We start from the raw sequence: 25,421 nt of genomic DNA on the forward strand, positions 1-25,421 counted from the left end.
TATTTACAAGTTCTTCTGAAATCTATTTCGCAGAATGACAGCAATCATGTTGAGGACAAGCAGCATCACCAGTAACACAATGATTCCTGCTGCAGCCAGATCATGAAATTCCGTCTGAGGTTTTGAAATCCAGTTATATATTTGAATTGGCATCACAGTGAACTGATCCAACACATTGTCGGGCAAGAAAGCGACATAGGTCAATGCTCCTATCATTACCAATGGAGCTGTTTCTCCAATAGCTCTGGAAACTGCGAGTATTACTCCGGTTAGTATACCCGGTAAAGCCGAAGGGAGTACTGCACGCTGCACCGTTTGCCATTTGGTCGCTCCCAAAGCAAGTGAGGCATCTCTTCTTGTATTGGGAACCGCTTTGATCGCTTCCTGAGCAGAAACAATAATTACAGGAAGTACTAGTAGTGACATCGTCAAAGCCCCCGAGAGCAGACTTCGATCCAACTGCAGCCCTCTTACAAATATAGTTAGCCCCAAAATACCATAGACAATAGAAGGTACTCCGGCCAATGTGCTTATATTGAGTTGTATTATTTTCGTGATCCAGCCTTTTTTGGCATACTCTTGCATAAAAATTGCGGCCCCTACTCCAATCAGGAAAGAAATGGGCACCATAATTAGAACCATATAAATAGTTCCGACCAATGCAGACTTCAGCCCCGATGAAGCGGCCCGACGGGATGGATAGTTTTTAAACAAATCTGGTGTCAATGAGCTCAATCCATCCACCAGTATGGTAGCCAATAACAATATTAAGGCTAAGATACCTATCGATGTGGCAGCAATGAACAACAGCTTTAAGGAGGAATCTTTTTTTCTTCTTGAAGCAATCTGGAGCTTTTCAGCTTTCAGAACTTGAGGGTCTTTTGGGGAAAATAATTGTTCTTGCATGATTAATATGCCTCCCTAAAGCGTTTGGCAATTGCCGATGCCAGTATATTCAAAAAGAAGGTAATGACAAATAAGGTAAGTCCGACCGCGAAAATGGAACCATATGCCAAAGAACCATGCGGGGTGTCGCCCAGACTCACCTGTACAATATAGGAGGTCATCGTCTGAATACTATTGAGAGGATTCCCTGTCATTTGCGGTGTTGCCCCAGCAGCAATGGTAACAATCATTGTCTCTCCGATTGCACGTGAGAAGGCCAGCACGAAGGAAGAGATGACGCCGGAAAGAGCCGCAGGCAAGACAACTTGCAGTGCCACTTCCAGTCGAGTCGCACCTAAAGCATAAGCACCATATCTTAAGCTTTTAGGAACAGCTCTCATTGCATCTTCGCTAAGTGAGGAGATCATTGGAATAATCATTACGCCTACTGCTATACCTGCACTTAGTGCACTAAACAACCCTGCACCCGGAATTAGAGTTTGTAGTATTGGAGAGATAAAGCTTAAGGCGAAATATCCATAAACAATTGTAGGAACTCCTGCCAATACCTCCAGTACAGGCTTCACCACTTTTTTCACTCTAGCTGAAGCATATTCACTTAAGTAGATCGCCGAGGCTAAACCAATGGGAAGCGCAATTAACATAGCAATAATGGTGACCAAGAATGTCCCCATTAGTAGAGGTAACACGCCAAAGCTTGTCGGGGCAATTAGGGGAGCCCATTTCGTGCCGGTAAAAAATTCAGACATAGATATTTCCTTAAAAAAAGAGATAGATTCCGAAAATAAAGTATATACGATCCCTATGGTGGTTAATACCGAAATAAAGGCACATAGAAAAAGAAGCACGGGCATAGTATACTCTGCAATACGCAGCTTTCGGTTATTAAATGGATGGTTAGAGAGAGGTTGCTTCATACATGATCTCCTTGTCTAAAAATGAAGATGGAAAATGTGGCACCTCTACATTTTTAAATGTAGAAACACCACATTATCCTCACATTCATATTACTGATTATTGCAGTTTAGCCGCGCCTTCGTCGTACTTTTCCTGTGGCAAACGGATATAACCTACTTCTTCAGATAACTCGGCAGCATTACTCAGAAAATAATCAACAAATGCTTTGACTTCGGGTTTGTCCATAAAAGCCTTGTTCACGTAAATGTACAAAGGGCGGGACAATGGGGCATACGTTCCATCATTAATAGTCTCTGCCGAAGGAGAAATTGGACCTGTACCTCCATCGATTGGAACGAGTTTCAGCTTGTCTTTATTCTCTTCATAATACGCAAATCCAAAATAGCCTAAAGCATATTTTTCGCCTTCTACACCTTGAACGAGTGTGTTATCATCTTCACTAAAGGTCACCATTGCATCATTACGGCTAGCTTGCGCCTCATCATTGATTGTTTCAGTAAAGTAATCAAATGTACCGGAATCTGCACCTGGAGAGAAAATTTTAATGTCCTCTGCAGGCCATTCACTCCGAACATCGCTCCATTTCATCACTGTACTACCTGGTTTAAAAATCTCGTGAAGTTCTGCTGTTGTTAAGTGATCCACCCAGTCATTCTCCGGGTTAACCAGGACGGACAATCCGTCATAGGCCACTTCTAGTTCAATATATTCAACACCGTTTGTCTTGGCCAACTCGGCTTCTGCATCTTTAATGGGACGGGATGCATTGGAGATAGCCGTTTCTCCAGCTGCAAAACGTTTAAATCCTCCGCCTGTTCCAGATACACCTACGGTGACACGAACATCCTTATTCTCTTTACCGAATTCTTCAGCGACTGCTTCTGTGATAGGATATACCGTACTGGAACCATCAATTTCAATCGTGCCCGTTAAAGCAGCTGTCTCTGTAGTATTGCCTGCATTCTCTTGAGCACCATTGGTTACTTTTGCATTATTGGCAGCGTTATTCCCGTTACCGCATGCTGCTAGAGCAAAAGTCAAACTCAAAATTGTAATCAGTGACATGACCCTCTTCATTCTTCTCATCGCTCCTATTTAAACTTTTTTATATTACAATATAAGAATATAATTATAGTGTTAAAACAGTTTCATCTATTTGTTAAATCTGTGTAAATAATAACTTAACTTTAGAGGCAACGACATCTAAGGGAAACGGTGTGTTAATCTCATTGTCAACTCTCCTCCCCGCTATAAACCATCAAACGATAGCCTTTTTTTCTTGTAGTTTGTATCTCTATCTCTCCTTGGAAGATATCCAGCTTTTCACGAAGTTTTAAGATATGATTTTGGATTGTTCTATAAACCATTTCGGTGTCGACTTTAAACATCTCCTGCATCTGATTCACAGTTACATACATACCTATATGCTGTACAAGATGTATGAATATATTTAGTTCTACTTTTCTAAGCGACAAAACAGTGTTTTTCTTTTTGATTTCAAAACGTTCTGGGTAAATCTCAATATCTTTGATTCTAAACGCCTTGTTATGTGAGGATACTTGCAGTTGTTGAAGGCCAATTATATCTCTTTGGATAATTGAAGTGATTTTATCTATTAATTCAGGAAAATCAATTGGGGGTTTTATTTGATCCACAATGTACTTACTTAAGGATTCATCCTTTAAGGTTGGAGGGGTAGTACTAATAATCTCCAGAACAGGCGGAGCACCAAGTGTAATCCATTCTTGTTTAAACGCCTTCACCTCCCCCTTTTTTAAAGCTGCATCTAGAATGACCAGATCAAAAATCGGCAAACGCACCTCTGATATTTTTGTGATACTCTCATGAACAATAAAACCCTGGTTGATTAATCCATAGCTCAACAAATTACTAATCATCCGATCTGAATGCAATATTAAAATTCGTTTGGGGAACAAATCAACCCATTGGGTTTTCAAATTTCAACACCTCTCAATTAAGTATATAAACTTATGGTTATATTGTAATATATAAATCATTCAAATCAAGACATAAATAAAAGTCTAATGATAATGTTTTCTCTAGAAATTGTATCCATAAAAAAACCGCGCTTAGCGCGGATCTCATTAGGATATGAAATTCACAAATATTTTTTAATATCTTCAACCGTGGGAACTCTTCCCATAACTTTTATTTGTCCATCAATAACAAGTGCGGGAGTACTCATGACACCATAAGCCAGGATATCCTGAATGTTTTCAACCTTTTCAAAGCTGGATTCGATCCCCAATTGCTTTACCGCTTCTCTAGCATTAGCCTCTAATTTCTTGCATTTTGGACAGCCTGTTCCTAGAATTTTAATGATCATTTGTATCATTCTCCTATTTTCCATATTCGAGATCTCTACATAAGCAAGTAGCCAAACGCATTAAAAATATATCCAATAATAAGTATTCCTATGGTCACAATCCCTGCGAATACTACTAGCAACTTTATTTTGACTACTTTTTTCAACATAATCATGGATGGAAGAGATAAGGCTGTAACAGCCATCATGAAAGAAAGTGCCGTCCCGATACCTACCCCTTTTAATACTAAAGCCTCAGCAATGGGAAGTGTTCCAAAAATATCAGCATACATGGGCACACCTACTAAAGTTGCTAATATCACGGAATGCCATTTATCTTGACCCAACCCTGCAGAGATTATATTTTCCGGTATCCAGTTATGAATTGCTGCACCAATACCAACTCCAATCAGGATATAAGCCCAAACTTTTTTTATGATATCGAGTACTTGATCCTTGCTTATAATAACTCTATCCCAAGTTGTAAGTGCCTCTTGCTCTGTATCAATTATTTTATTACTATACACAAAAGGCTCAACATATTTTTCAAGCTTTGCTTTGCTTATGATAGTGCCGCCTATTACAGCGAGAATAAGTCCAACGATTACATAAGCTATCGCAATTTTCCAATTGAATATGCTAGCGAGCAAAATAACAGATGCCAGATCAACAAGTGGGGAGGAAATTAAGAACGAAAATGTAACCCCTATCGGAAGTCCTGCACTGGTAAAGCCTATAAAAAGTGGTATCGAAGAGCATGAACAAAAAGGTGTTATCGTTCCTAATAAAGCTCCTAATATATTGGCTGTTAAACCGTTGAATCTCCCCAGAATCTTTCGGGTTCTCTCAGGAGGAAAGAAGCTTTGCACATAAGAGATGAGGAAAATTAGTACGGATAACAATATGAATATCTTAACAACATCATATATAAAAAAATGAATGCTGCCTCCCAATCTTACTTTGATGCTTAAACCAAATGTTTTTTCTACAAGCAGTTTGACTAGATTCGAAAGCCACTCCATTCTGAGCAATTGATTGTTTAGCCATTCCAATATCCATGCGAGTATATTCAAAAGCTCATCTCCTTGGATTCTCTTTGTATTAATCAAAAGTTAAAGTATCCAATAAAATAATATAAACCTGTTACTTTCCTGTTTGTTCAAGATACATGTCTATGTTTGAACCTGTAGATAGAGAAAATATCGTGAACTTTTTTTCTTTTCTGGATTGGATAATGCCTCCACGCTCCAAGATCTGTAAATGATGAGTCAATGTAGAAGAAGGAATCCCCAAACCCGAGACTAACTCACACAAACAGGATTCTTGAATTTTAAGAATACCTATAATCTTCAAACGGGTTTCGTCTCCCAACGCTTTAAATAAAAGCGCTTTGTTTCTTACCAGGTCTTCATCGTTCAGTTCGGGGAGTACAACTAACGATTGTCCGATTACCTTCTTCATCTCATCATCGGTTCTTGGCTGCCAATCTGTTTTCATATCATTCATTAAAGTAGCCTCCATACATTTGATTATCTATGGTTGAATTATATAACTAATTTTGTAGTTATGTTATGCGAAATTTCACAGTCTACTTGTCCTATTCGCAGGATCTCCGAATCCCTCATGATAATACCTCTGGCCGCTTTATGCTCATAAATGGTGCCTTCCAGACTTTGAACATCCTGATGAATGTTGTCGTTCGTGGTCCGATCATGAGCTGTCGAAGGACAAGAACATATAAAAAAATATGACCCTTATCTGCTGTCGCATGCCGTCAGTAATCTCGTCTTATTCGGCAGCCGAATCATTCTGGCCCACAATCGTATATTGTTTCCCTGTCATAAGTCCATGATGGCTGCAGTCGAAAAAGCACTGGGGAAACCGGATAACTTCATCGGGCTTGCTCGTGAGCTTCTGTTAAATCCGCCCTATGAACGCTGCATGGAATTAGCCCAGCTAATACTAGGGTTTCGTGATTTGGAAATTCGTTTGAGCAAGCTGTCAGTATATTCATTCTAAATAATGAATGGAACTGGATAGATCAGTCTCCTGCTCTACAAGACTGATAAAATCAAAAAACAACCTCTTACCGCCCGTTATTCAGCGGTTCTGAGGCTGTTCGTTGGCCTACCCCCTATCGGAAATTACAAATCAGTTAGACAAATACACATTATCCACGTACACAGAAGCTTGACCGGAGGAATTACTGGCATCGACAAATTGGATTCAATACTCTCTGATATCGGCGGCATTGACTGCTGTCAAGTCTAACGTCAGGTCGATGGTTCCACTCTTGCCTATGGTCGCCCAACCGCTATCCGTAAACGTATAGGCGCTTCCATGTTTGAAGTATAATTTCACGCCTAATCCCGTACCATATCCCCCCCAACTCGGATCTATGTACTGTTGCCTTCAATTTAGTATGTCCTGAGAAATTCGCGTTGACGATTTTTGAAACGGTATGCTGGGAGTTGGCAGTCATCGCAATATCCACTTGCAGGGAGTAAGTGTTCTTGGAACTCCAGGCTGTGGTTGACCAAGGGCCACCAACAATATTGGAACCTGTCCACCCATCCGTACCCGATTCAAAATCTGCGTAGGCACTGGATGTTGTTCCTCCACCGGTGAAGCCGCTAAAATATTGTTTCAGCCACTGCAGCGGCGGACGTTCCGTTCTGTCGGTATTCAGCAAATGAGTGTTGGATATCCATGTCTGACCTTGAATGTAGCCCCAGAGTGTCACGCCTTTAACAGCTGAATTCTCCCACAGAACAGGGAATTTCTCCTTATATATGGCTAGCTGTGTACTATCGTCGCCAGTTATATCCAGTTCGGACACGTAAATAGGAAAACCAGAGTTGGGGACATCTTATTCAACACGGTATTCATTGTAGCTGTAGTTACAGTGTCCATATTGAACTGATGGCAATGAATTCCGATGCCGTCAATCAGTCCTCTGGTCTTCGTCACCGCCAATCGCATTGCAGTAGGACGGCTTGGCATGCAACGGTTCATTCACTACATCAACGAATGCGGACTTGGAATATCATTGTCCTGCAGCAGTAATCCACGCAGTAACCCTCCTGATTTTTCGTAAGATCACAAGCCCCAACCGTTAATTGTATTCTATATAATCCACATAAGCATCCCAGGCCCCGTTATCGGTGGTTACGATTAGTTTTACCTCCTGACTTCCGGTGGCATGGGTGAGATTAGACAAGGTTTGGACTGTCGGCGTAGTTCCGGTGAAGTAAAAGGAACCGACTGTCGTGCCTCCGATTTGCAAATCTACTCTGGCGGTGCTGGTGTTATTCGAAGCCCCCCGGACTGAAATACTATGGGTCGGGTTGGCAAAATATTGATTGTATGCAGAATAATCATTATTGGCGTATAAAGCGACCCCATTGAAAGGAGTACTGATAATTCCGGCGTAGGTACCGCTAAGGGTCATATTCTCAGCTTCAACCCTTGTTCCGGTGGAAGCCGTATTGGCTGTAAACTGCCAGTAATCGAAATTAAACAGGTTGCTGGTGCCTGATCCGGTGAACACTAGGAACAGCTTGTGAACTCCCGTGGTGTTGCTGACCGTGGTTTCTACTTCATGCCATGTTTGTGTTCCCCCAGTAGAAGGGACATTAAGCGTTCCAACGAGCTTACCCGTTGTACTGTCCAGCCGGATTTCTATTTTGCCGCCTACGGTGGAAGCCACATTCGCTTTGAACGTCTTGGCTCCGCTGGAACCGAAGTCCGCATTGCCTACAGCAACCCAGTCTCCATTGTTAATACTGGTTACATCCATATTGCTTGTCGGTCCGCCGGCAGCCTGAGTAGCCTCGGTTGCAATGCCTGCATTCCAGCCGATGGTTTCAGCTTCGACCCTGATGTATGGATTAAGATTGGCAATCTGGGCGATGCCCGCCATGTCTCCCTGAACCTCTTGGATAGTTCCATCGGAATTATGCACGAGCTTATTAATATGCGGGGACCGGTAACCTTTTCCATCTCCCAGTTGCGCCTTGCTGACAGTCTGGGCATGGTACACGACATACCATTGGTTATTAAAGTTGAATACCGCATGGTGATTATTCCCGCCGACTCCAAAGAAGGTATATGGATTTTTCAGAAAATGTCCAGTATACGTAAAAGGGCCCGTAGGACTGCTGCTCACCATATATCCGATTTCACCTGCCGGGTAGGCTGACGGATGCGTGCCGGAGAAATTGATGCAATAAGAGTAATAGTATTTGCCGTTGTACTTGTGAATTCCTGAATCTTCAAACATGTAAGGCGCATCGATTGTGGTTGCGCTTCCAACAATGCTGGTCATATCTGTACCTAATTTTAACACTCGTGCTGTTTTGGGATTGGCAATGGATGCTGCATCCGAGGTATTGGGTATGCCTCCCCCACAATACAGATATCCGGTACCGTCATCGTCCACCAATACTGCGGGGTCAAACAGCCATGTCACTCCGGACATTCCGGCTGTGCTGGTAGTAACAAGCGCTTTGCCGAGCGGATCTATCCATGGTCCAAGCGGAGAGTTAGCGGTTAACACGCCAATTCCTGAGGCTCCATTTGCAAAATACAGGAAGAACTTATCTACGCCATTGATCTTTTTCGTTGCCACTGAAGGTGCCCATGAGAGGGAGGCCCATTTGGCAATACCGGCTCCATTATTGGAATTATTGGCTCCTGCGACCGGAATGGCACCATGGTCTGTCCAGTTCACCATATCTGCTGACGAGATGACATTGATTTTATTCAGCGCGCTGAAGTCATTATCTTTAATTGACCCGTCGCTGTTATAAACATACGCATCGCTAGACATATACACATAGACTCTTCCGTTATAGGTTAATGCAAAAGGATCGGCTCCCAGTTTATGGTCCATCAGCGGATTGGAATTCCCCGGAAGTTTTGCAGTTGCACTATTCGCAGCATACACAGACATCATGGGCAGACAGCCCAGCAATAAGGCAAACGTTAATACAAAAACCGAGAGCTTTTTTAACATCAATATACCTCCATAATATTAATTGTAATCGTCTCCGAAGATATGATAAAAAACTCAGCAGGTACTCCGCTCTCCTTTCGACATGGATAATATACATAATTCTTCTAATAAATGTTATTCGAGATCATCTTATTATAGTTGTCACGCTGAAACAATGTAGTTTCTTGTTTAAAAAGTTTAATTTTTTTTGCATTTTCCTGCCAAAAAAAGAAGCCGACGTAAAAGCGCCTGGCTGCTCTCCTCTGCTTCTATATGGTGCGTAAGTCAATGGCTAATCGATAATCTCCTTAGTATACGGAATCATGTACTGTAATATCTTCCGTGTTTCAAAAAGCATCTTTTGACTTGATCACGCTATTTGTGCGGTCCACCCTTGATTGGAAGAACATCGAACAGAAGCCGTCGGAATCCTCCATTCCGCCAAGCTTGCCGCTAAAAAAGCGGCCGACGAAAAGATTTGACTAGCTAATGCTCTAGTACGTGGAACAAAAGAAATAGGCCGATAAACAGTTGGCGGTTGATATGTAGCATACATTGCGCGGCCATAACTACAGCAACCGAATGTGCATCATAATCGACACCGAGAATGTCGAATTAATCGGCAACCAAGGCTTATACTGCTGGGACGTATGGCTTGGGACGCACTCGAGCAACAGTCCTCAAGACGGTCTTATAATACTATTTATGATCCAGAAAAAAGGTGCCTGCACGATGACAATTTCGAGCAGGATGCGCAATATCTTGTTCAGCACCTTGTGAGGGATAAAATGAAGGGAACTACGTGGGGGTCATATGATCAGTTATCGAATAACAACTAAATTCTAGGATAATAATTTCATGTTCAATGTATTATAACGACGCCCGATCAAAAGGTGAACTTCAAAATCAATAACACAATTTGCAATTGATTATGAATTGCTAAACATCAAAAAGTCTCGTTTGAACCACCCACTGCTTCTAGCGGCAAAAGATATGTTCTGGTCCTTTTACATGTGAGCTTCTACCAAATGACACAAATCTGCCTACATTATATTTCCCCTACGAATCACTTCTTCATCAAGTCAAGCCCCACATATTCACAGGAGTAGTAATTCCCAATCGTTTACAATCATCAGTTTTTTCTTTTAAAGCATGGGTGATACGTATTGGTTACAAATCCACAACGTCTTTAAAATAAAATTGATCTTAATTTTTCATATGGACAGCTTCTCTGAAGCGCTTATTTCAAGTTGTAAGCTGCCCTGTTCTCTACAACTGTTGATTGTCGCTAGTTTTAACACTGCCTCGTAATCTTGTGGATTTGGACACACGGTTTCAACTCTGAAAAGATAGCACCTACGATCCATGTATCATTTTTGCTATTGCTTCTTGGTGGTATAGTTTGGGATATACATATGTGAAGCAACCTGCTCCAGTGAATGATCTTTCAGATAGTTGTCCTCCAGAGAATCAAAGAACCTCTTCAGTAATGGATTGAAGTTCCCGTAGACCTCCATGGAACCCAGTGGTATACATTATCGAGTGCTAGCGGCTCATCATCGACAAGCAAGACCGAAATTAATGAACTCATTGTAATAGTTCCCCCATTCCTGCCGAATTCCTGATATATATGCATGTATAGCAGAATTTGAAGACTCTGTTAATGGTAAGGGTACGAATCCTTCCCATTATGTGTTGCCGAAATTAATCCTCTGTCTACAAGCTGCCCAACATAAGCATGAATCTTTCAAATCAGGTTAAAAGCCGTAGTGGTAATATCAACGCGTCGATCATAGTAAGTAATATTAAATGTAAATAGCTAGAATGAAAATGCCTAGAAAAATCAATGCATAGTCCCCCGTTCTCCTGAATTAGTGTTAATATGATCATTTGAACCCATTATTATGTAACGGGTTGGTACCTTAGGCATACTATGTATTACTTTATACAGGAAGGTAGTGCGAATTATGGGTTTACAAATGGGGCCACAGCAACGAGTCCTGTATCATGCGGACAATAATTATGTCCAAAGTTTGAGAACCGTCAGACATCATTTACATGAAATCTGTAGACAACATGCAAATCAGTGGGTTCGAGTAGAAACATTAGATGGTCAAGTCGTCACCGGAAGAATTATAGGCTGCGACCGGGGTCTAATTCATTTGGCCACACGGAATTATGGAGGACAACGCGCTTTCTTTGGAAGTCCTACCGATGAAGCGATTCTTACCCTTGTTCTGTATGAGTTACTGGTTATAACGCTCCTATACACTTAGCAAGCGAAAGAGAGCCTACAACCGTGTAGACTCTCTTTTTTTTCAACTTCTTCAACTAAAATGTTTTCAGAATAATCACTAACAGAATATAAAGTACCAGAATTGTAGTAGTTGAAGTGAAAATACCACCCCCATTGTTTCCACATTCGCTCATTTGCTTTACCCCCTTTGCATCAACATCATACAGATCCATGATATGCACTTCCCCCTATCTCTGTATGGACTATTGTCCTAAAGCTTGAAATCTTGGTTCCACCAGAAAACATAGGTATGTACAAATTCCCCTTCCTAACACAACAAAATCCCCCGAATCACGGGGGATTTATTGTGTAAATATTTCGACCAAATATTGTATTATTAATTACAAAAATAGATCGAGCATTTGTTATATAGCCCTGTTAAAACTCGCGCGCCTAGGCGTGCTCTAATTATCTATGCCATGATGAATCGTTATTCATTCCCCATCGTGCTGATGTCAATCACAAAGCGATACCGGACATCTGATGCCAGTACGCGCTCCCAGGCTTCATCAATCACATTAGCGTTGATAACCTCAATTTCAGGGGCAATGCCGTGTTCGGCACAGAAATCAAGCATTTCCTGCGTTTCGCGAATTCCGCCAATCATCGATCCGGCAAACGTCCGACGGTGACCGATAAGTGAGAATACGTTTACTGATAATGGCTCAGCAGGAGCACCAACATTCACTAGTGTACCGTCCAGCGCCAGCAACGAAAGGTAGGCACTAATATCAATCTTAGCACTCACTGTATTCACAATGAGGTCGAAGGAACCAGCCAATTGCTTAAACGTCTCCGGATCACTTGTGGCATAATAATGGTCCGCGCCAAGCTTCAAACCGTCTTCTTTCTTCTTCAATGATTGTGATAATACCGTAACCTCTGCTCCCATGGCATGTGCGATCTTAACACCTAAGTGTCCAAGTCCGCCTAGTCCAACAACAGCGATCTTTTTGCCAGGTGCTGCTCCCCAGTGGCGCAGCGGTGAGTACGTCGTGATACCGGCACAGAGCAGCGGAGCTGCCGCGTCTAATTCAATACCATCCGGAATTCGAACAACAAAATCCTCGGTTACGACGATGTGTGTGGAATAACCACCCTGCGTATATTGTCCATATCTGTCCATAGCACCATAAGTACCTGTCATTCCATTGAGGCAATACTGCTCTTCTCCCTTATGGCAGTTAGCACACTCTCCGCAGGAGTCGACCATACAGCCTACCCCTACACGGTCACCAACGACATACTTTGTGACCCCCGAACCAACCTTAGCGACAATGCCGGCGATTTCGTGTCCTGGAACCAGAGGGTATTTTACCGGCCCCCATTCACCGCGAGCTGTGTGAATGTCAGAGTGACAAATCCCGGCGTATTTAATCTCAATAAGGAGATCATGCGTTTGGATCTCTCTCCGCTCAATCGTGGTCAGTTTGAATGGACCTTCTGAACTAAATGAAGCACGTGCATTTACTTTAATCATTTGTAGTACCTCCGCAATTCTAATTTGTGTGAATGGTTATGTGCTTTGACAGCAACTATATAATTTCTCAGTAATAGAGCTAAGACCCCTACTTTCTCCGGTATAAGATTCATCAAATGCGACAGATAGAAATCCGCGCTCTGCAATTGCTTGCGCATAAATTCCTGCACCTTGTTCCTTAACTATATTCCTCCATTCAATTATAAAATTGTTTGTGTTAAACTGTAATTAATGAGTTCTAAATAAATGTACAACTTAAAGTTAACTTTAAGTCAATGCTTTTTTAATATTTTTTTTTGGAGGAGATAGAATGATTTATACAGTTGGTGAGGTGGCAAAACAACTTGATGTTGCTGCTTCAACTTTGAGATATTATGATAAAGAGGGATTACTTCCATTCTTAGAACGATCCGGCGGTGGTATGCGTGTGTTTAAAGATGAAGACTTATCATGGCTAAAAATTATTGAATGTCTAAAAAAAACAGGCATGCCTATCAAAGAAATAAAACATTTTATGGATTGTTGCACGGAGGGTGATTCTACGATAGATGAGCGTTTATCCATCATGGAATTGCAGCGGGATGCTGTGATAAAGCAGATGACAGAAATGCAAGAGATGCTAGATATGTTAAATTACAAAAGTTGGTATTATGAAACAGCAAAAAAAGCTGGAACATGCGCTATTCACGATAAAATACCAATAGAGAATGTTCCCGAAAAATATCATAAATATTTACAAAATAAATAATCATACTGCTCATCATTTACAGGTTCAAACCATTCATTTTCTGTTTTGCCTGGGTCACTTGCAGCTACTAAGTGAAGAAACCAGGAATCATCTGCTGCACCATGCCAATGTTTCACACCGGCCGGAATGTTTACAACGTCCCCTGCTTTTAATCGTTGTGCGGGTTCCCCTTCAGCCTGATAATAACCTTCACCGGCAGTAACAAACAATAATTGCCCCCCTGCATCGAATTCTTAGATTTGCTCTCAGTTCCAGATGCGTTTAATCACTGCCTGATCTGTGTTCATAGTAAAAAGTCCTGATAAATCAAGGTTTTCTTGATTATCAGGACTAACTTTGTTGTGAAAAACTATCTTTAAGGTTTCCACTAATAGTTCCTTGAATTTATGCATCAATTCCTGTGTGACGTCTTCATTAAACACCGCCAACTTTGCATCACTTGGAGCATGAATCGCCAAATATAAAAATGTGAATAGGAAGAAGCTCTCAGATCGATTCAATGAGCACGTAATTTGTCATCATTGGTACAAGAACAATGAGCCCAAGTTAAGCGCTCAATGTCTGTATGCAAGCCAGTCTCGTGAATACCTTTAAAGATTAAAAGATGGTCTATCACTTGAAAATCATACTCTTGTTCTAAACGTTTCTTCACTTCCGATAACCAATCTTCCTGTATCTTTTCTACATTTCCGCATGTTGCGCATAATAGGTAATGATTTATGTACTCATCACCGCGAAAATAGAAACGAGTCACTCCATCATCCATATTTATTTTTAACACGATATCTATTTCGGCTAAAAGCTCCAAGGTCCTGTACACAGTCGCCCGGGCAATCTTGGAGGATAATTTTCGCAGATAATTGAAGACATCCTCTGCACTGGGACGGCGGAATTCATGCTCTAGTAATGCCCGGACAACGGTTTCCCGATGCTTGGTAAACCTGTAGCTTTTGCTTGTCATTTGCCTGCTTATTTGCTCGACCTTATCAACAATATTCATTGAATGACAGCCTCCTTCTGTCCATCAGGATACTATGCAAAATTTCCGATTTTATTTGGCGTGCGAATCTCCTTGATGATCCCGTGTTCCAGCCGGATTTGCCGTTCGGCCAGTTCACCCACCTCAGGCGCATGCGTGACCATAATGATCGTGTGTCCTTCTCTATGCAGCTCCTGGAATAGCTCCAGCACAATTTTCTCATTAGATTCGTCCAGATTCCCTGTAGGCTCATCAGCCAGAATCAGCGCCGGGTAGTTGATCAGTGCTCTGGCTATACATACCCGCTGCTGTTCCCCGCCAGACAACTGCCGGGGTAAATGCCGGGCCCGGCCCTCCAGGCCTACTCTGGCCAGTGCCGCAGCTGCTTCTTTCTCATCAGGCATACTGTGATAATACTGGGCAACCATTACATTCTCTAGTGCCGTAAGGTGAGGGATCAGATGGAACTGCTGGAATACCAGTCCGATTTTATCTTTACGGATTTCCGTCAGTTTCCTGGAACTCATCGAGCTGGTGGCAATCCCGTCAATCTTCACCTGACCGCTGCTTGGTTTGTCCATGAGTCCGATCATATTGAGCATCGTACTCTTTCCCGAACCGGAGGATCCCATGATCGACAGCCATTCTCCTGGCTCCACAGAAAATGTGATGTCCCTCAAGGCATGTAAACTGCCATATTTCTTGCTCATTCCGGAGATTTCCAGAATACTCATTGTCCATACCCCTTTCTGTCTTATTCCCCTTTGAGCACAACAGCCGGCTCAATACCGATGACGGATCTGAGCGGAATCAGAGAAGCTAGCCCGGCTACAAGCAATGCAGTAACTGTGACAAGCGGAACCACTGCCCAGCGGAAAGTTATGGCAGAATGGAATACACTCTGACCAATAATCTGGGCCAAAAAATAGCCGAAGATCAGACCTGCAAGTGTACCCGCCAACGCAAGCACTCCAGCTTCGCTCAGGAACTCTAGAGAAAGGGCTTTATTCTGGGCGCCCAGTACTTTTTTCAAGGCGATTTCCTGTTTTCGCTCCATAACCATCGTCATCATCGTGGTGGCTACGCACAATAAAGTGGACAAGAGAATAATCACAACGACGATATAGACGAGCGAACTGATTTTATTAAGCATAACTGCCTCGGATCCAGAAATTTGCTTAATCGGACTAAGCTTCATTTGGGGGTGTTTCATATTCACTGCTGAGGCGGCAGCATCCAAGCCTTCCCCTGTAACACTGAAGTAAGCAGCGTTTGCCAGACCTTCCTGATGAAAAAGCTTCTGGGCATCCGCAAGGTTGATGAAAATTTGATTGTCTTCCGTCCCCCCGCTGCTAATAGTGCCTGTTACTGAAACCTTCTGCTCTCTGCCTGACACTTCGTCTTTCAGCGGGAGCACCGTTCCGATCTTATAACCCAGCTTCTCGGCTAAAGCTTTTCCGACAAGCACCGTACCGGAAGCGTTCCGGTCTGTATCCATCGTTCCTGTAATCTCCCAATATGGAGTGATTTTGGAGATCTGATCAAACCAGGTTCCGACTACCACGAGTCTGCGAGAATTAATTTTCACCAGACCATAGAGATTTGACGTGTATCCAACTACATCCTTCTGAGGGAATACGCCGGCAATCTCCTGTGTGGTGCTCACCGAAAATACCTTGTCCCCTGATTCCGAGGTTGGTGTGAGGATTAGATTCGCACCATAGGAGCGGAACTCCATCCCCATCTTAATGTTGATATCATAGTATACGCTGAGTAATCCTGAGATCACCGCAGTTCCGACAATGATGGCGAACAAAGCGATTAACATTCTTGATTTTCTTTGCTGAAAAGAGCTGACTAACATTCTAATGAACATCGTTGATTTACGCATACACTTATCTCCCACCCCTCATTACGTTGGCAGGCTGAAGCCGGATAACCATCCGCATTGCCGAGAAACTTCCGGCTAAGGTAAGCAGCACAGACAGTAGCAGGACAAGCGGCAGAACCAACCCCTTGAACGTAAGCGAGGTATCAAATACAGTCCGGTCAATGATATGAGCAAAACCGAGACCAGCTCCGTAACCTATAAGTCCGCCTGCAATGCCGGAGATCACAGCTTCCATTACAAATAACAGCAGTACTTCAGAGCTTTGTGCCCCCAGCGCCTTCATCAGTCCGATCTCCTTGCTTCTTTCCAGTACCTTAGTTGTCATCAGTCCGGATATACCGAGCCCGGAGCTAATCAGAGCAGCGGCGGTAAGTATAAACATCAACAGCTGGATCTTGGTCAGAATCATCCCTTCGGATTCGGCAACCTGCCGGATCACCTTAGCCTCTGATCCAGGCAAAGCCTTCTCAATCTGATAGGCTATGGCACTGACATAGGCGGTACAATACCAGGTCTCGTAATCTTTGGCTGACAACCGCTCCGGATTCAACGACGCTCTTCGCGCCAGCTCGTTCTCCGGGGTCGTCAGCGCACTTACTTCAACTCTGCCCACCTTACCTGCAAGCCCCGTCGTTTGCTGCAGGGTGCTTAGGGATACGAAGATTTTATCATCATCCGTTCCCCCGCCACTTAAGATTCCTGTTACTTTCAGTGGCAGACTCTTGCTGACCCCGCCAGTTTCGATATTGACCTCCAGTATCTGTCCGGGTGATAGCCCCAGCTTGCCAGCCAGTGCTGTGCCTACCAGCGCAGTGTTACTGTCATCGTCCTTAACCCATTCCCCTTCGACCTGCCACCATGTTTTGAGCTGCCGGATTCCCGTATTAATCTGTTCCCCCGTAGGAAGATCCAGATCTTTATTAAACCAGGTGCCGACCACCGCTACTGGGTGGTTCATCTTATCCAAATTGGCGGAGGCTTCCAGATAAGGAGTAAAGGCAACGATATTATAGGCCCAAAAGATCGTTTTGATCTTAGGAAGTTCTTGCTCATCAATGAACTCTCTGTCGGCCAGCGGATTGAAGTCCACCCCGTCTATTTCCGCAGGCAATGCATCCATTTTGGGGATGACCTGCAGATTGGCGCCGTAGGTTTTAAGTTCCCTGTTCATTTGATCTCCCACATCCAGAGATACATTCAGCATAGCTGTAGCGAGGGATGCCCCAAAGGCAATCGTAACAATTAGCAGAATTTTCCCTTTAAAACCCACAGTAAACGCTTTGGCGAGCATTCGAAAAAACATTATTCCATCCCCAATCTTTTACGCCGTCCTACCTTAATGCTGGAAGAGATCCTCCTGATGAAAAGTGGCGGTTTCCTTCTCCAAATCACTGCTGGCAATGACCAGATTACCTTTATCCATATGATAAGCAAGCGGTATCGGATTACATCCACCTTCGAAGCCGATCGTTGAAATATTCATGATGACATCACATTTTCGGCAAATCACCTTATTATTCTTCTGGTAATAGCCCGAAGACCCACAGATTTTGCAGGCATCAAAGCCAATTCCGTACATTGTTTCGGATTTGCGGATAATAATGAACCTTACAATAGTGCCATCAGCAGCCGTATACCCAAACCGGTGTAGATTCCTGTCATCCACGGACGTATGCGGGATCACAATTTGCTGGCTCGCATCGGGAGTAACCGGCTCCGCCGGGGATAATTCAACGGTCTGGCTCGCAAGAACCGCCTCCACGCCGAGCAATGAAGGGACAAGAACCATCAGCCCGGCAATAGAAGCCAGCCAGCGCTTGTCATTGCGTACACGTGCCTTGAATTTTCGCTGAACCGCAGGATTCCACTCCCCCGAGAGTTTTTCTTTTCTTCTCCTAAACGACAATAAGACTGTCACGGTCCAAATGAATGAAGCTCCCAGCAGCACGTAAAGGTATTTATCCATATTATTGATGATAGGAATCAGGATCTTCATCGTGAGTGGAGTTAACGGAAATACGCCTCTGGCGAATAGAATCTGCGCGACGGTAAAGATCTGGTTAAGCATCATTGCTCCTAGTAGCAATACACTTCCAGCCACGGAACTACGGGCTGAAAGTGTACGTGTGCTTCTTAGAAAGGACATTCCAAAGAGGAAGCTGAATACCAGCCCGAGCAAGCCGCCAGTGAACTTAAGAATAAGCTCAGTGTTGACCACGCTGTAGGTTTGGATGAATATGCTGCTTGGAAACTGCAGGATACGTATCAGCGGCAGCATTGTCATGAAAGCAGCAGTGAGGAAAATAAATATTTTCCCCGCTCTACCTCTGCCCCACAGAAATCGAGCTCCATTGATCTGTCCCGTATAAAGCTTTCTTTCCTTTCTCAGCCATATCAGAAATAGAATCTCCAGGATAAAGCACAATGCCATAGTCCAGCCTGTAAAGCTTTCTTTCTTGGGACCGGACCATTTCAGAATATACAGGACAACCCAGCCGATAACGGCTGCAGTGCCTGTCCCAGCAAATATCCATCTGAAGAAGTGGCCGTTTCCTATATGCCTAAGCCATACAATAAGAACCGAAATTATCAGCGAGATCTCAAAACCATTTCCGAGAGTTATCGCAGTAGCTTTTAACAAGTCTTCCTCACCACCCTATTCTCCGATTGAGCCTGCGAATATTCTATCTGGTTCGGCTTACCAGGTTCTTGGCACCCAAGAGAATGCCCAGGTCAAGTCAATCGGCTCCTGCCAGAATCGTCCTGCAACACCTGTCGCATCATCTGTGTGAAGCAAGTAGTCCATTTTTTCCGGCGATTCCACAACATAGTTCAGAATATATTCGCCTGCGCCAGCCAGTTTAACATTGGCTCCATAGTGTGCGCCGTCGGAAGCATTCATAGGCATAAAGGTGCCTTCGGAAACTACCTTATCCGTATCCTTAGCTTTGATCTGATAATGAACGGTCAGGTAAGGGATAAACTCACCAATTCCGAAGCCTGTTTCATTACCTTCCAGTGCTGCGATATCTGCTTCAAGGTGAAAGTCAGACTGAGCAGCAGGCAATCCTGCTTTGTCCATAGGCTCCATATCCACCGGCTGCAGATACAACGCTCCAATCTTTATGCCATCAACTTCCTGCTCTTCACCGATCGGGAACTCTTCAAAGGCTGCCGCTTCATCCGCCGGAGCATTTACTGACGCATTATTGCCCGAAGCTGCTGCATCATTACCGCTCTTGCTGTTTGAATTACATCCTACCATTAATGCAGATATAGCCAGAACCATTCCGGTAACCATCAATACGTTTTTAATTTGTTTCATTCTCTACACACCCCTGATTATTTATTTATAAAGCATTGCAATAACATGATTACTCTTAACCCGGGAAGCGTCTGCTATCCGGTTTGACCGTCCCTTTGCGGGAAGAGATCATATACCAGACAAGACCTATGACAGTAGCCAACAGCAGCAGACCCTGTGCCGTTAAGCTTTCTACCGTCGGATAGATTCCAAAGAAGCTTATAATCGGAAATCCGGAAACAGATGTTGCACTAATCATGGTTCCAGCCTGAAGCTCCGTGATGGCTTCTCCAGCAAAAACAAAAGCCAAATAGTACATCAGAATACTGGTTCCAATAAAGAAGGGCTTAAGAGGAATACGCAGACTGCCGTAACGGATAATCAGAAAGATTACGATCAGCGCCAATGCACCCACAAGAATCCCCAGCCCGATCATGCTAATTCCTTCTCCATCTTGTCCAGTCACTAGAGCCTGGTAGAAAAGTACAGTCTCAGCACCTTCTCTGTATACAGCAAGGAATGCAGCAAGCCACAAAGTCACCGTGTTGCCTGTAGTAATTGATGTCTGTATCTTGCCTTCGATGTAACTCTTCCACCGTTTGGCATCCGCTTTACCGATTAACCAGAAGCTCATGGAGAACAGTACGACTACGGCAAGCAGCATCGTAATCCCTTCCAGATTTTCCTGACTGGCTCCACTAATGTTGAATAAATATTTGAGGCCAATTGCTGTCAGCACGCTTGCCCCCAGTGCCACTACTGTGCTCTGATAGATGATCTTGACCTTATCCCTATTCCCCGATTTGATCAGATAAGCAATGATTGCTGCGATAACCAGGATAGCTTCAATACCTTCACGCAGGATAATGACTAGTGATGATAAGAAAATACCCCATGGAGTACTGTCGGACTTACTTAGTGTCGCCGCATCCTCCTGCAGCATATCTACCAGCTCTGACATCTGCTGGTTCACCTGAGCCTTGGACGTCCCGGCAGTCATAGACTTTCGGATCTGGCGGAATTCTTCCTCAATGAGGGCATTTCGCTTCGATGAAATATTATATTTCACCGCTTTCTCCATCTGTCCGGCTTCATAGGGACCATAGTACGCATTATTGACCTGATTTTTGGCCTCTGCGACATCCCCCTTAACATAAGTCTCCAGCGCTTGCTGCAAAGTGTCATCTATCTGTTCTACCACATTGCGCCAATTGCCATCCGCTGCATGTGCTTGACCTGGTATAATCAATAGCATCAGCAGAATAAATGATAAAACGGTCCGCCATAATCGCCCCTGCAACCCGATCACCCCTTGTGAAAGCATAATATAGATCTAAATGATATTGATTATCATAATCATTTAATGATATATACTTTAATGAATTAGTTTTTATTAAAATATGATATATGTCATACTAAAAATTAACTTTTTGTGCTTTTGCCTGTTCAGCAATCTCTAAACAAAAAAAAGAAAGAATCGACCACTCCCCCGTGTGGGCTAATCGACTCTTTCTAAAAAAAATATTTAATTTCAGTTGCTCTATACTTTATAGTTTCAAATCGTCATTTTTCTCGCAAGCCTCTACCTTAAAGTGGACCTCTTCAAACACTATCAATCATATCCAATAGACCTAAAACACGTTCATTTCACAGTCTATATACCCTAACTAAGATGGTTGCATTTAATGCCGTCCATAATGACAACTGCCCTTACTTGATGTATTCAGCCATTACAACAGGCAACTGATAGCGCTACCGTCCAGACAACCGTTACGTCAAAAACACGACCAGGTTCAACTGTTCCGTCAAGAATGTCCGGTAGTAATTCTTCCATGTATGCACGCGTTGGTGCCGGATCTCCCGTAAGGGTAATATTACGACCGAAAAGACTTGCAAAGCCGATTGGAACTTCATTATACTGCAGAACACCAACACGACTGATAACCCCGCCGGTCCGAACAGCTCCAATACTCATTTCGTAAGCAGGCATCAGCCCGACACATTCTAGAACGACATGCGTTCCTTCACCATTCGTCAGTTCTTGAACTGACGAATCAATTGTAGTATCTATTAGGCAAATAAGAACGCCCTTAGTAATGAAAAGGGCGTTCGATCAGACAATATTAATTCAGGCAGGAGTATACAATATTTATGAGTCGCGGGTGCACATAAGGCTCCTGATTATTCAGCAAATGCTGTGCATACATTATGGTCAGCTGCGTTTCAGGATCGATGACCCCTAAGCAACCGGCAGCACCGGCCCACCCAAATTCACCAGGCGGACTGAGCAATCCGCTGCGAGCTTTTGATATATGAGTTCTAACGCCAAGGCCATAGCCATATCCTTCATGATTACCCGTGAAGAACTCGCTCCGCGTACGCTCGTTAAGATGGTCAGTACGCATTAGGTTGACCGAAGCAGGTGAAAGAATGCGTATTCCTTCCGGACTTGTCCCCCGGTTCGTGAGCGCATTAAGAAAAAGAATATAATCGCTTGCGGTCGATAACAGCCCTGCTCCGCCGCTTTCAAACTCCGTACCGAGCCGATACCCATTTCCATCCTTGCGCACAGGTTTGTTCAGCACATCGTTATATTCGTATTGGGGCGTTAAGCGGCTTAGCTGCTTTTCCGTCAGGTTAAACCCCGTATCGTTCATTCCTAGCGGGCCGGTAATTTCATCATGGACATAGCAACTAAATTTTCTTCCGTCTACCACTTCGACGAGCGCGGCGAGAACATCATGACACAGACTGTAATTCCATCGGGTGCCCGGCTCGAACAGAAGCGGTTCCTTTGCCAGTGCTGCTGCAAAATCCCGGGTTGGAACTCTGCCATTAGTGCGATCTACGACCTGACGTATAGAAGGGGCTTCAAGATCGTATGAGAATCCGGCTGTCATGGTAAACAGATCACGGACCGTAATAGGTTGATTCGCTCTCACCAGTTCAACTCGGCCTTCAGGCAAGACTTTCTGCACGGTCATTTCTGCATATTCCGGCAGATAATCCGATATCGGATCGCTTAACAGTACAATACCCTTTTCAACGAGTTGAAGTGCCGCTGTACAGGTAAGAATCTTCGACATGGAGTAAATATTGACGATTTGCCGTTCATCGATTTGAATCTTGTCTTCCAGATTGGTGTAGCCGCTCTTGTAATGTAATACCGTTTGATTCTGATGCATGACAATCACTTCTGCCCAGGGTATTCGCCAAGAGGTGATTCGGTCGATAAAATGGGATAGTGGTTTAAAGTTCATGAAATTCCCTTCCTTATAAAAAAGTTATAAAATGTATTCCCTGAGCGGAAGCAGTGGACGAAGCGCATCTGCCCACCTGTGGTACCCGCGTTCAGTCAGATGGCAAAAGTCTGGTGCGATTTCAGCGGACAAGGTGCCATCAGGCTCAAGTAATCTGCATAACGGGCATTAATCTCGGCGATCTGCCTACGTCTTGGGTGGTCCGGATACTCTTCCCGGGGGAATACGGCCATAAGAATAATTTTTGACTCTGGAACCATGTCGTTGACACGGTCGCAGATCGCTCGGCAGCCTTCTGCAATTTCATCGGGGCTGTTGGATCGGGCGTTTTCCGTTTTTGGCGAAAGCCCTTTCAGTTGGCCGTGATCAAGTCGCCATAGTACGTTTTGAGTATGGTCCCAGCCGAATCCCAGGTTAAGTACTCGATAAGATCCAAATGCGGAGTTCCATGACTCTTCCGTATCGGCATTCCCCTCCGTCTTTGGCTCGCCTCCCCAGAAATGGGTAATCGAATTGCCGATTAAGACCACTTCCGGGTTAATTCCCGCTTGTACATTAAGTACTTGTTCATGTCGCTCCCACCAGTCTAGTAATCGGACTTATTATAGGGGTTATAAACTTGCTATTCAATCATAATTTTTTGAGATTAAATAACACAATTTTGATTTGTCGTCTCTTCAAGAAAAGACAAAAGGACAAGAAGTCCTATATAGATACCAATAGGTAAAGTTCTTGTCCTCGTACATCTATAGTATTTTGGTGTCCAGCACTTCTTCCATTTTCTTTAGCTTTCTATAAATAACCGATCTGTCCACACTTAATTTCTTGGCCGCTTCTGTACCGTTTCCATAACAATCTTTCAGAACTTTTTTAATGTAACGGCCCTCTACTACTGCAGTGAAGTCTTTTAGAGTAGAGAGCTGATGGGCATTCTTTTCTATGAAGTGATCGATTGAAAACCAATCCGTAACATTATCCTCTTCCTGTTGATGGATTCCCATTTGTTCCGTAACCACAAGTCTTTCGATATAATTCCTTAACTCTCGCGCATTCCCATGCCAAGGTTGACTTAACATCTTATGGAACTCATCTGCACTCAAGACATATTTCTTACCATACATTTGATTGAAGCTGGCTATAAAATTAGAGATTAATCCTACAAGGTCTAATTTCCGGTTGCGAAGCGGAGGAATATGAATAGGGATCACATTAATCCGATAATATAAATCTTCGCGGAATAGTCCTTTCTTTACCAGACTCCATAGATCCCGATTAGTAGCTGATATTACACGGCAATTGATAGGTACATTACTGATTCCGCCTACTCTTCTCACTTCATTGTTCTCAATAACCCGCAATAGTTTGGCTTGCATTTCGAGAGGCATTTCGGCGATTTCATCCAGAAATAAAACCCCGTCATTAGCAATTTCAATCAGGCCCTTCTTCTCTTCCACCTGGCCTGCTATGACTCCTTTTTCGTATCCAAATAATTCATATTCAAATACAGCCGGAGGAATAGCTGCGCAGTTAATTGCAATGAAAGGACCTTTCCACTTTTCACTCTTTAAATGAATGTATTTCGCTATAACCTCTTTACCCGTTCCGGATTCACCATAGATTAACACTTTACTGTCGTAGGATGCTATTTGGTTGCAGACTTTAATAATTTGTTTCATCGCCAAGCTTTCGGCTACAATACCTTTCCCTTTCCCCGCTGCAGCTTCTTCTAATTGCTTGCTGATTTGTCGGGTTACAGGTGCATTAGCTTCATAATAGGTGTGTTCCTTTTTGAATTCATTTGAAGTGGTGACTACAAGCTGCACCTCTCCATCCTTGTCCAGAATAGGAATAGCTGTCGAAAAAATATGAAACCCTCTTGACGTATTTACATTCTTAGATACTTTTTGTTTGCTTTGAATGGCTTCCATCGTTATGGAATGACTATAATAGCCTGCCTTCACCAAATCTTGGACGTTCGCTTTTAGCAGTTCTTCTAATTGGACTCCGATGGTTAAAGCCGTAAATTCATTGGATATTAATATATTTCCGTTTTGGTCGGTGACAAATAAAGTAGAAGGCAATTCTTCAATAATTTCATCTATCGTACGTTTGCCTGTTTTTTTAATTTTTTTAGTCAAATTTATCAGTCCCATACAGTTGTAGTGAACTACCCTCCACTTAAACCAAAGGTTTTGAAGTGGGGGCTTCGAAAGAAAAAACTTTTTCTCTTTTATTGCTGATTCATCCACAGAGCCAACGCCCCATGTCCTCAGCCTTGAATTTGCGGTGTCCCTACCGCTATATATTTTGTTGTTAC

26 protein-coding genes and 1 pseudogene are annotated in these 25,421 nt (G+C 43.4%); 2 read left to right on the plus strand and 25 right to left on the minus strand.

Annotation, left to right across the window (positions count from 1 at the left end):
* Positions 1-3 precede the first annotated feature (3 nt).
* The 11 genes and pseudogenes from pstA to J2T20_RS18165 all read right to left on the minus strand — a co-directional run bounded on the left by pstA (position 4) and on the right by J2T20_RS18165 (position 9,167).
* Positions 4-906, minus strand: a complete 903-nt coding sequence (pstA, locus tag J2T20_RS18125; RefSeq protein ID WP_307590760.1) for a phosphate ABC transporter permease PstA — start codon at positions 904-906, stop codon at positions 4-6.
* A gap of 2 nt (positions 907-908) precedes the next feature.
* Positions 909-1,823: a phosphate ABC transporter permease subunit PstC gene (pstC, locus tag J2T20_RS18130; protein ID WP_307590762.1), complete on the minus strand. Its 915-nt coding sequence runs from the start codon at positions 1,821-1,823 to the stop codon at positions 909-911.
* A 97-nt stretch (positions 1,824-1,920) separates the two neighbouring features.
* On the minus strand, positions 1,921-2,910 hold the full coding sequence (locus J2T20_RS18135; RefSeq protein WP_307590764.1) for a PstS family phosphate ABC transporter substrate-binding protein: 990 nt from the start codon (positions 2,908-2,910) through the stop codon (positions 1,921-1,923).
* 146 nt (positions 2,911-3,056) lie between these two features.
* Positions 3,057-3,782: a winged helix-turn-helix domain-containing protein gene (locus tag J2T20_RS18140; protein WP_307590766.1), complete on the minus strand. Its 726-nt coding sequence runs from the start codon at positions 3,780-3,782 to the stop codon at positions 3,057-3,059.
* A 161-nt stretch (positions 3,783-3,943) separates the two neighbouring features.
* On the minus strand, positions 3,944-4,171 hold the full coding sequence (locus J2T20_RS18145) for a thioredoxin family protein (protein ID WP_307590767.1): 228 nt from the start codon (positions 4,169-4,171) through the stop codon (positions 3,944-3,946).
* A 35-nt stretch (positions 4,172-4,206) separates the two neighbouring features.
* The gene (locus J2T20_RS18150; RefSeq protein WP_373457828.1) at positions 4,207-5,223 is read right to left on the minus strand and encodes a permease; all 1,017 of its coding nucleotides are present in this window, start codon (positions 5,221-5,223) and stop codon (positions 4,207-4,209) included.
* Positions 5,224-5,293: 70 nt separating this feature from the next.
* On the minus strand, positions 5,294-5,656 hold the full coding sequence (locus tag J2T20_RS18155; RefSeq protein WP_307590769.1) for an ArsR/SmtB family transcription factor: 363 nt from the start codon (positions 5,654-5,656) through the stop codon (positions 5,294-5,296).
* Positions 5,657-6,376: 720 nt separating this feature from the next.
* Entirely contained in the window at positions 6,377-6,511 is a 135-nt protein-coding gene (locus tag J2T20_RS25825; protein ID WP_373457829.1) for a hypothetical protein, read from the minus strand.
* Positions 6,465-6,809: a hypothetical protein gene (locus tag J2T20_RS25830; protein ID WP_373457830.1), complete on the minus strand. Its 345-nt coding sequence runs from the start codon at positions 6,807-6,809 to the stop codon at positions 6,465-6,467. The genes J2T20_RS25825 and J2T20_RS25830 overlap by 47 nt, the downstream gene beginning before the upstream one ends.
* A pseudogene (locus J2T20_RS18160) lies at positions 6,789-7,259 on the minus strand (endo-1,4-beta-xylanase); the annotation flags it as partial. The pseudogene J2T20_RS18160 and the gene J2T20_RS25830, both read right to left, overlap by 21 nt.
* Before the next feature lie 6 nt (positions 7,260-7,265).
* The gene (locus tag J2T20_RS18165) at positions 7,266-9,167 is read right to left on the minus strand and encodes a carbohydrate-binding protein (RefSeq protein ID WP_307590770.1); all 1,902 of its coding nucleotides are present in this window, start codon (positions 9,165-9,167) and stop codon (positions 7,266-7,268) included.
* Between the two features lie 1,946 nt (positions 9,168-11,113).
* On the opposite strand from J2T20_RS18165, the gene J2T20_RS18170 reads away from it, so the two are divergent.
* Positions 11,114-11,422: a hypothetical protein gene (locus J2T20_RS18170; protein WP_307590771.1), complete on the plus strand. Its 309-nt coding sequence runs from the start codon at positions 11,114-11,116 to the stop codon at positions 11,420-11,422.
* 55 nt (positions 11,423-11,477) lie between these two features.
* Here the strand turns inward: J2T20_RS18170 and J2T20_RS18175 are convergent, their stop codons facing one another.
* Positions 11,478-11,576 (minus strand): YjcZ family sporulation protein, encoded by a 99-nt coding sequence (locus J2T20_RS18175; RefSeq protein WP_307590788.1) that lies wholly within the window; start codon positions 11,574-11,576, stop codon positions 11,478-11,480.
* A 296-nt stretch (positions 11,577-11,872) separates the two neighbouring features.
* Positions 11,873-12,922 (minus strand): NAD(P)-dependent alcohol dehydrogenase, encoded by a 1,050-nt coding sequence (locus J2T20_RS18180; RefSeq protein WP_307590772.1) that lies wholly within the window; start codon positions 12,920-12,922, stop codon positions 11,873-11,875.
* 310 nt (positions 12,923-13,232) lie between these two features.
* On the opposite strand from J2T20_RS18180, the gene J2T20_RS18185 reads away from it, so the two are divergent.
* A complete protein-coding gene (locus tag J2T20_RS18185) occupies positions 13,233-13,670 on the plus strand; it encodes a MerR family transcriptional regulator (protein ID WP_307590773.1) in 438 nt (145 codons plus the stop codon).
* Here J2T20_RS18185 and J2T20_RS18190 read toward each other — a convergent pair.
* The 12 genes from J2T20_RS18190 to J2T20_RS18245 all read right to left on the minus strand — a co-directional run bounded on the left by J2T20_RS18190 (position 13,646) and on the right by J2T20_RS18245 (position 25,242).
* Complete coding sequence (locus J2T20_RS18190) at positions 13,646-13,879, minus strand: cupin domain-containing protein (RefSeq protein WP_307590774.1); 234 nt, start codon at positions 13,877-13,879, stop codon at positions 13,646-13,648. The genes J2T20_RS18185 and J2T20_RS18190 overlap by 25 nt on opposite strands.
* A gap of 287 nt (positions 13,880-14,166) precedes the next feature.
* Positions 14,167-14,670 carry a Fur family transcriptional regulator gene (locus tag J2T20_RS18195; protein ID WP_307590775.1) on the minus strand — a complete coding sequence of 168 codons (504 nt, stop codon included), beginning with the start codon at positions 14,668-14,670 and terminating at the stop codon, positions 14,167-14,169.
* Between the two features lie 32 nt (positions 14,671-14,702).
* Positions 14,703-15,383, minus strand: a complete 681-nt coding sequence (locus J2T20_RS18200; protein WP_307590776.1) for an ABC transporter ATP-binding protein — start codon at positions 15,381-15,383, stop codon at positions 14,703-14,705.
* A 20-nt stretch (positions 15,384-15,403) separates the two neighbouring features.
* Positions 15,404-16,540 (minus strand): ABC transporter permease, encoded by a 1,137-nt coding sequence (locus J2T20_RS18205; protein ID WP_307590777.1) that lies wholly within the window; start codon positions 16,538-16,540, stop codon positions 15,404-15,406.
* A gap of 4 nt (positions 16,541-16,544) precedes the next feature.
* Complete coding sequence (locus J2T20_RS18210; RefSeq protein ID WP_307590778.1) at positions 16,545-17,843, minus strand: ABC transporter permease; 1,299 nt, start codon at positions 17,841-17,843, stop codon at positions 16,545-16,547.
* A 33-nt stretch (positions 17,844-17,876) separates the two neighbouring features.
* Positions 17,877-19,181 (minus strand): Fe-S-containing protein, encoded by a 1,305-nt coding sequence (locus J2T20_RS18215; protein ID WP_307590779.1) that lies wholly within the window; start codon positions 19,179-19,181, stop codon positions 17,877-17,879.
* Between the two features lie 57 nt (positions 19,182-19,238).
* Positions 19,239-19,865: an iron transporter gene (locus J2T20_RS18220; protein WP_307590780.1), complete on the minus strand. Its 627-nt coding sequence runs from the start codon at positions 19,863-19,865 to the stop codon at positions 19,239-19,241.
* Positions 19,866-19,920: 55 nt separating this feature from the next.
* A complete protein-coding gene (locus J2T20_RS18225) occupies positions 19,921-21,144 on the minus strand; it encodes an FTR1 family iron permease (RefSeq protein ID WP_307590781.1) in 1,224 nt (407 codons plus the stop codon).
* 423 nt (positions 21,145-21,567) lie between these two features.
* The gene (locus J2T20_RS18230; RefSeq protein WP_307590789.1) at positions 21,568-21,942 is read right to left on the minus strand and encodes a zinc-binding dehydrogenase; all 375 of its coding nucleotides are present in this window, start codon (positions 21,940-21,942) and stop codon (positions 21,568-21,570) included.
* A gap of 25 nt (positions 21,943-21,967) precedes the next feature.
* On the minus strand, positions 21,968-23,104 hold the full coding sequence (locus J2T20_RS18235; protein WP_307590782.1) for a serine hydrolase domain-containing protein: 1,137 nt from the start codon (positions 23,102-23,104) through the stop codon (positions 21,968-21,970).
* A 95-nt stretch (positions 23,105-23,199) separates the two neighbouring features.
* Positions 23,200-23,634 carry a hypothetical protein gene (locus tag J2T20_RS18240; protein WP_307590783.1) on the minus strand — a complete coding sequence of 145 codons (435 nt, stop codon included), beginning with the start codon at positions 23,632-23,634 and terminating at the stop codon, positions 23,200-23,202.
* Positions 23,635-23,850: 216 nt separating this feature from the next.
* Entirely contained in the window at positions 23,851-25,242 is a 1,392-nt protein-coding gene (locus J2T20_RS18245; protein ID WP_307590784.1) for a sigma-54 interaction domain-containing protein, read from the minus strand.
* Between the last annotated feature and the right edge of the window lie 179 nt (positions 25,243-25,421).

This window comes from Paenibacillus wynnii, assembly GCF_030812855.1.
Lineage (GTDB): Bacteria > Bacillota > Bacilli > Paenibacillales > Paenibacillaceae > Paenibacillus_AQ > Paenibacillus_AQ wynnii_A.

Excerpts from the sequence above, each read along its gene's own strand:
- pstA (WP_307590760.1), bottom strand. The coding sequence starts at position 906 with ATGCAAGAACAATTATTTTCCCCAAAAGACCCTCAAGTTCTGAAAGCT.
- pstC (WP_307590762.1), bottom strand. The coding sequence starts at position 1,823 with ATGAAGCAACCTCTCTCTAACCATCCATTTAATAACCGAAAGCTGCGT.
- J2T20_RS18135 (WP_307590764.1), bottom strand. The coding sequence starts at position 2,910 with ATGAGAAGAATGAAGAGGGTCATGTCACTGATTACAATTTTGAGTTTG.
- J2T20_RS18145 (WP_307590767.1), bottom strand. The coding sequence starts at position 4,171 with ATGATCATTAAAATTCTAGGAACAGGCTGTCCAAAATGCAAGAAATTA.
- J2T20_RS18155 (WP_307590769.1), bottom strand. The coding sequence starts at position 5,656 with ATGAATGATATGAAAACAGATTGGCAGCCAAGAACCGATGATGAGATG.
- J2T20_RS18165 (WP_307590770.1), bottom strand. The coding sequence starts at position 9,167 with ATGTTAAAAAAGCTCTCGGTTTTTGTATTAACGTTTGCCTTATTGCTG.
- J2T20_RS18170 (WP_307590771.1), top strand. The coding sequence starts at position 11,114 with ATGGGTTTACAAATGGGGCCACAGCAACGAGTCCTGTATCATGCGGAC.
- J2T20_RS18175 (WP_307590788.1), bottom strand. The coding sequence starts at position 11,576 with ATGAGCGAATGTGGAAACAATGGGGGTGGTATTTTCACTTCAACTACT.
- J2T20_RS18180 (WP_307590772.1), bottom strand. The coding sequence starts at position 12,922 with ATGATTAAAGTAAATGCACGTGCTTCATTTAGTTCAGAAGGTCCATTC.
- J2T20_RS18185 (WP_307590773.1), top strand. The coding sequence starts at position 13,233 with ATGATTTATACAGTTGGTGAGGTGGCAAAACAACTTGATGTTGCTGCT.
- J2T20_RS18195 (WP_307590775.1), bottom strand. The coding sequence starts at position 14,670 with ATGAATATTGTTGATAAGGTCGAGCAAATAAGCAGGCAAATGACAAGC.
- J2T20_RS18200 (WP_307590776.1), bottom strand. The coding sequence starts at position 15,383 with ATGAGTATTCTGGAAATCTCCGGAATGAGCAAGAAATATGGCAGTTTA.
- J2T20_RS18205 (WP_307590777.1), bottom strand. The coding sequence starts at position 16,540 with ATGCGTAAATCAACGATGTTCATTAGAATGTTAGTCAGCTCTTTTCAG.
- J2T20_RS18210 (WP_307590778.1), bottom strand. The coding sequence starts at position 17,843 with ATGTTTTTTCGAATGCTCGCCAAAGCGTTTACTGTGGGTTTTAAAGGG.
- J2T20_RS18220 (WP_307590780.1), bottom strand. The coding sequence starts at position 19,865 with ATGAAACAAATTAAAAACGTATTGATGGTTACCGGAATGGTTCTGGCT.
- J2T20_RS18235 (WP_307590782.1), bottom strand. The coding sequence starts at position 23,104 with ATGAACTTTAAACCACTATCCCATTTTATCGACCGAATCACCTCTTGG.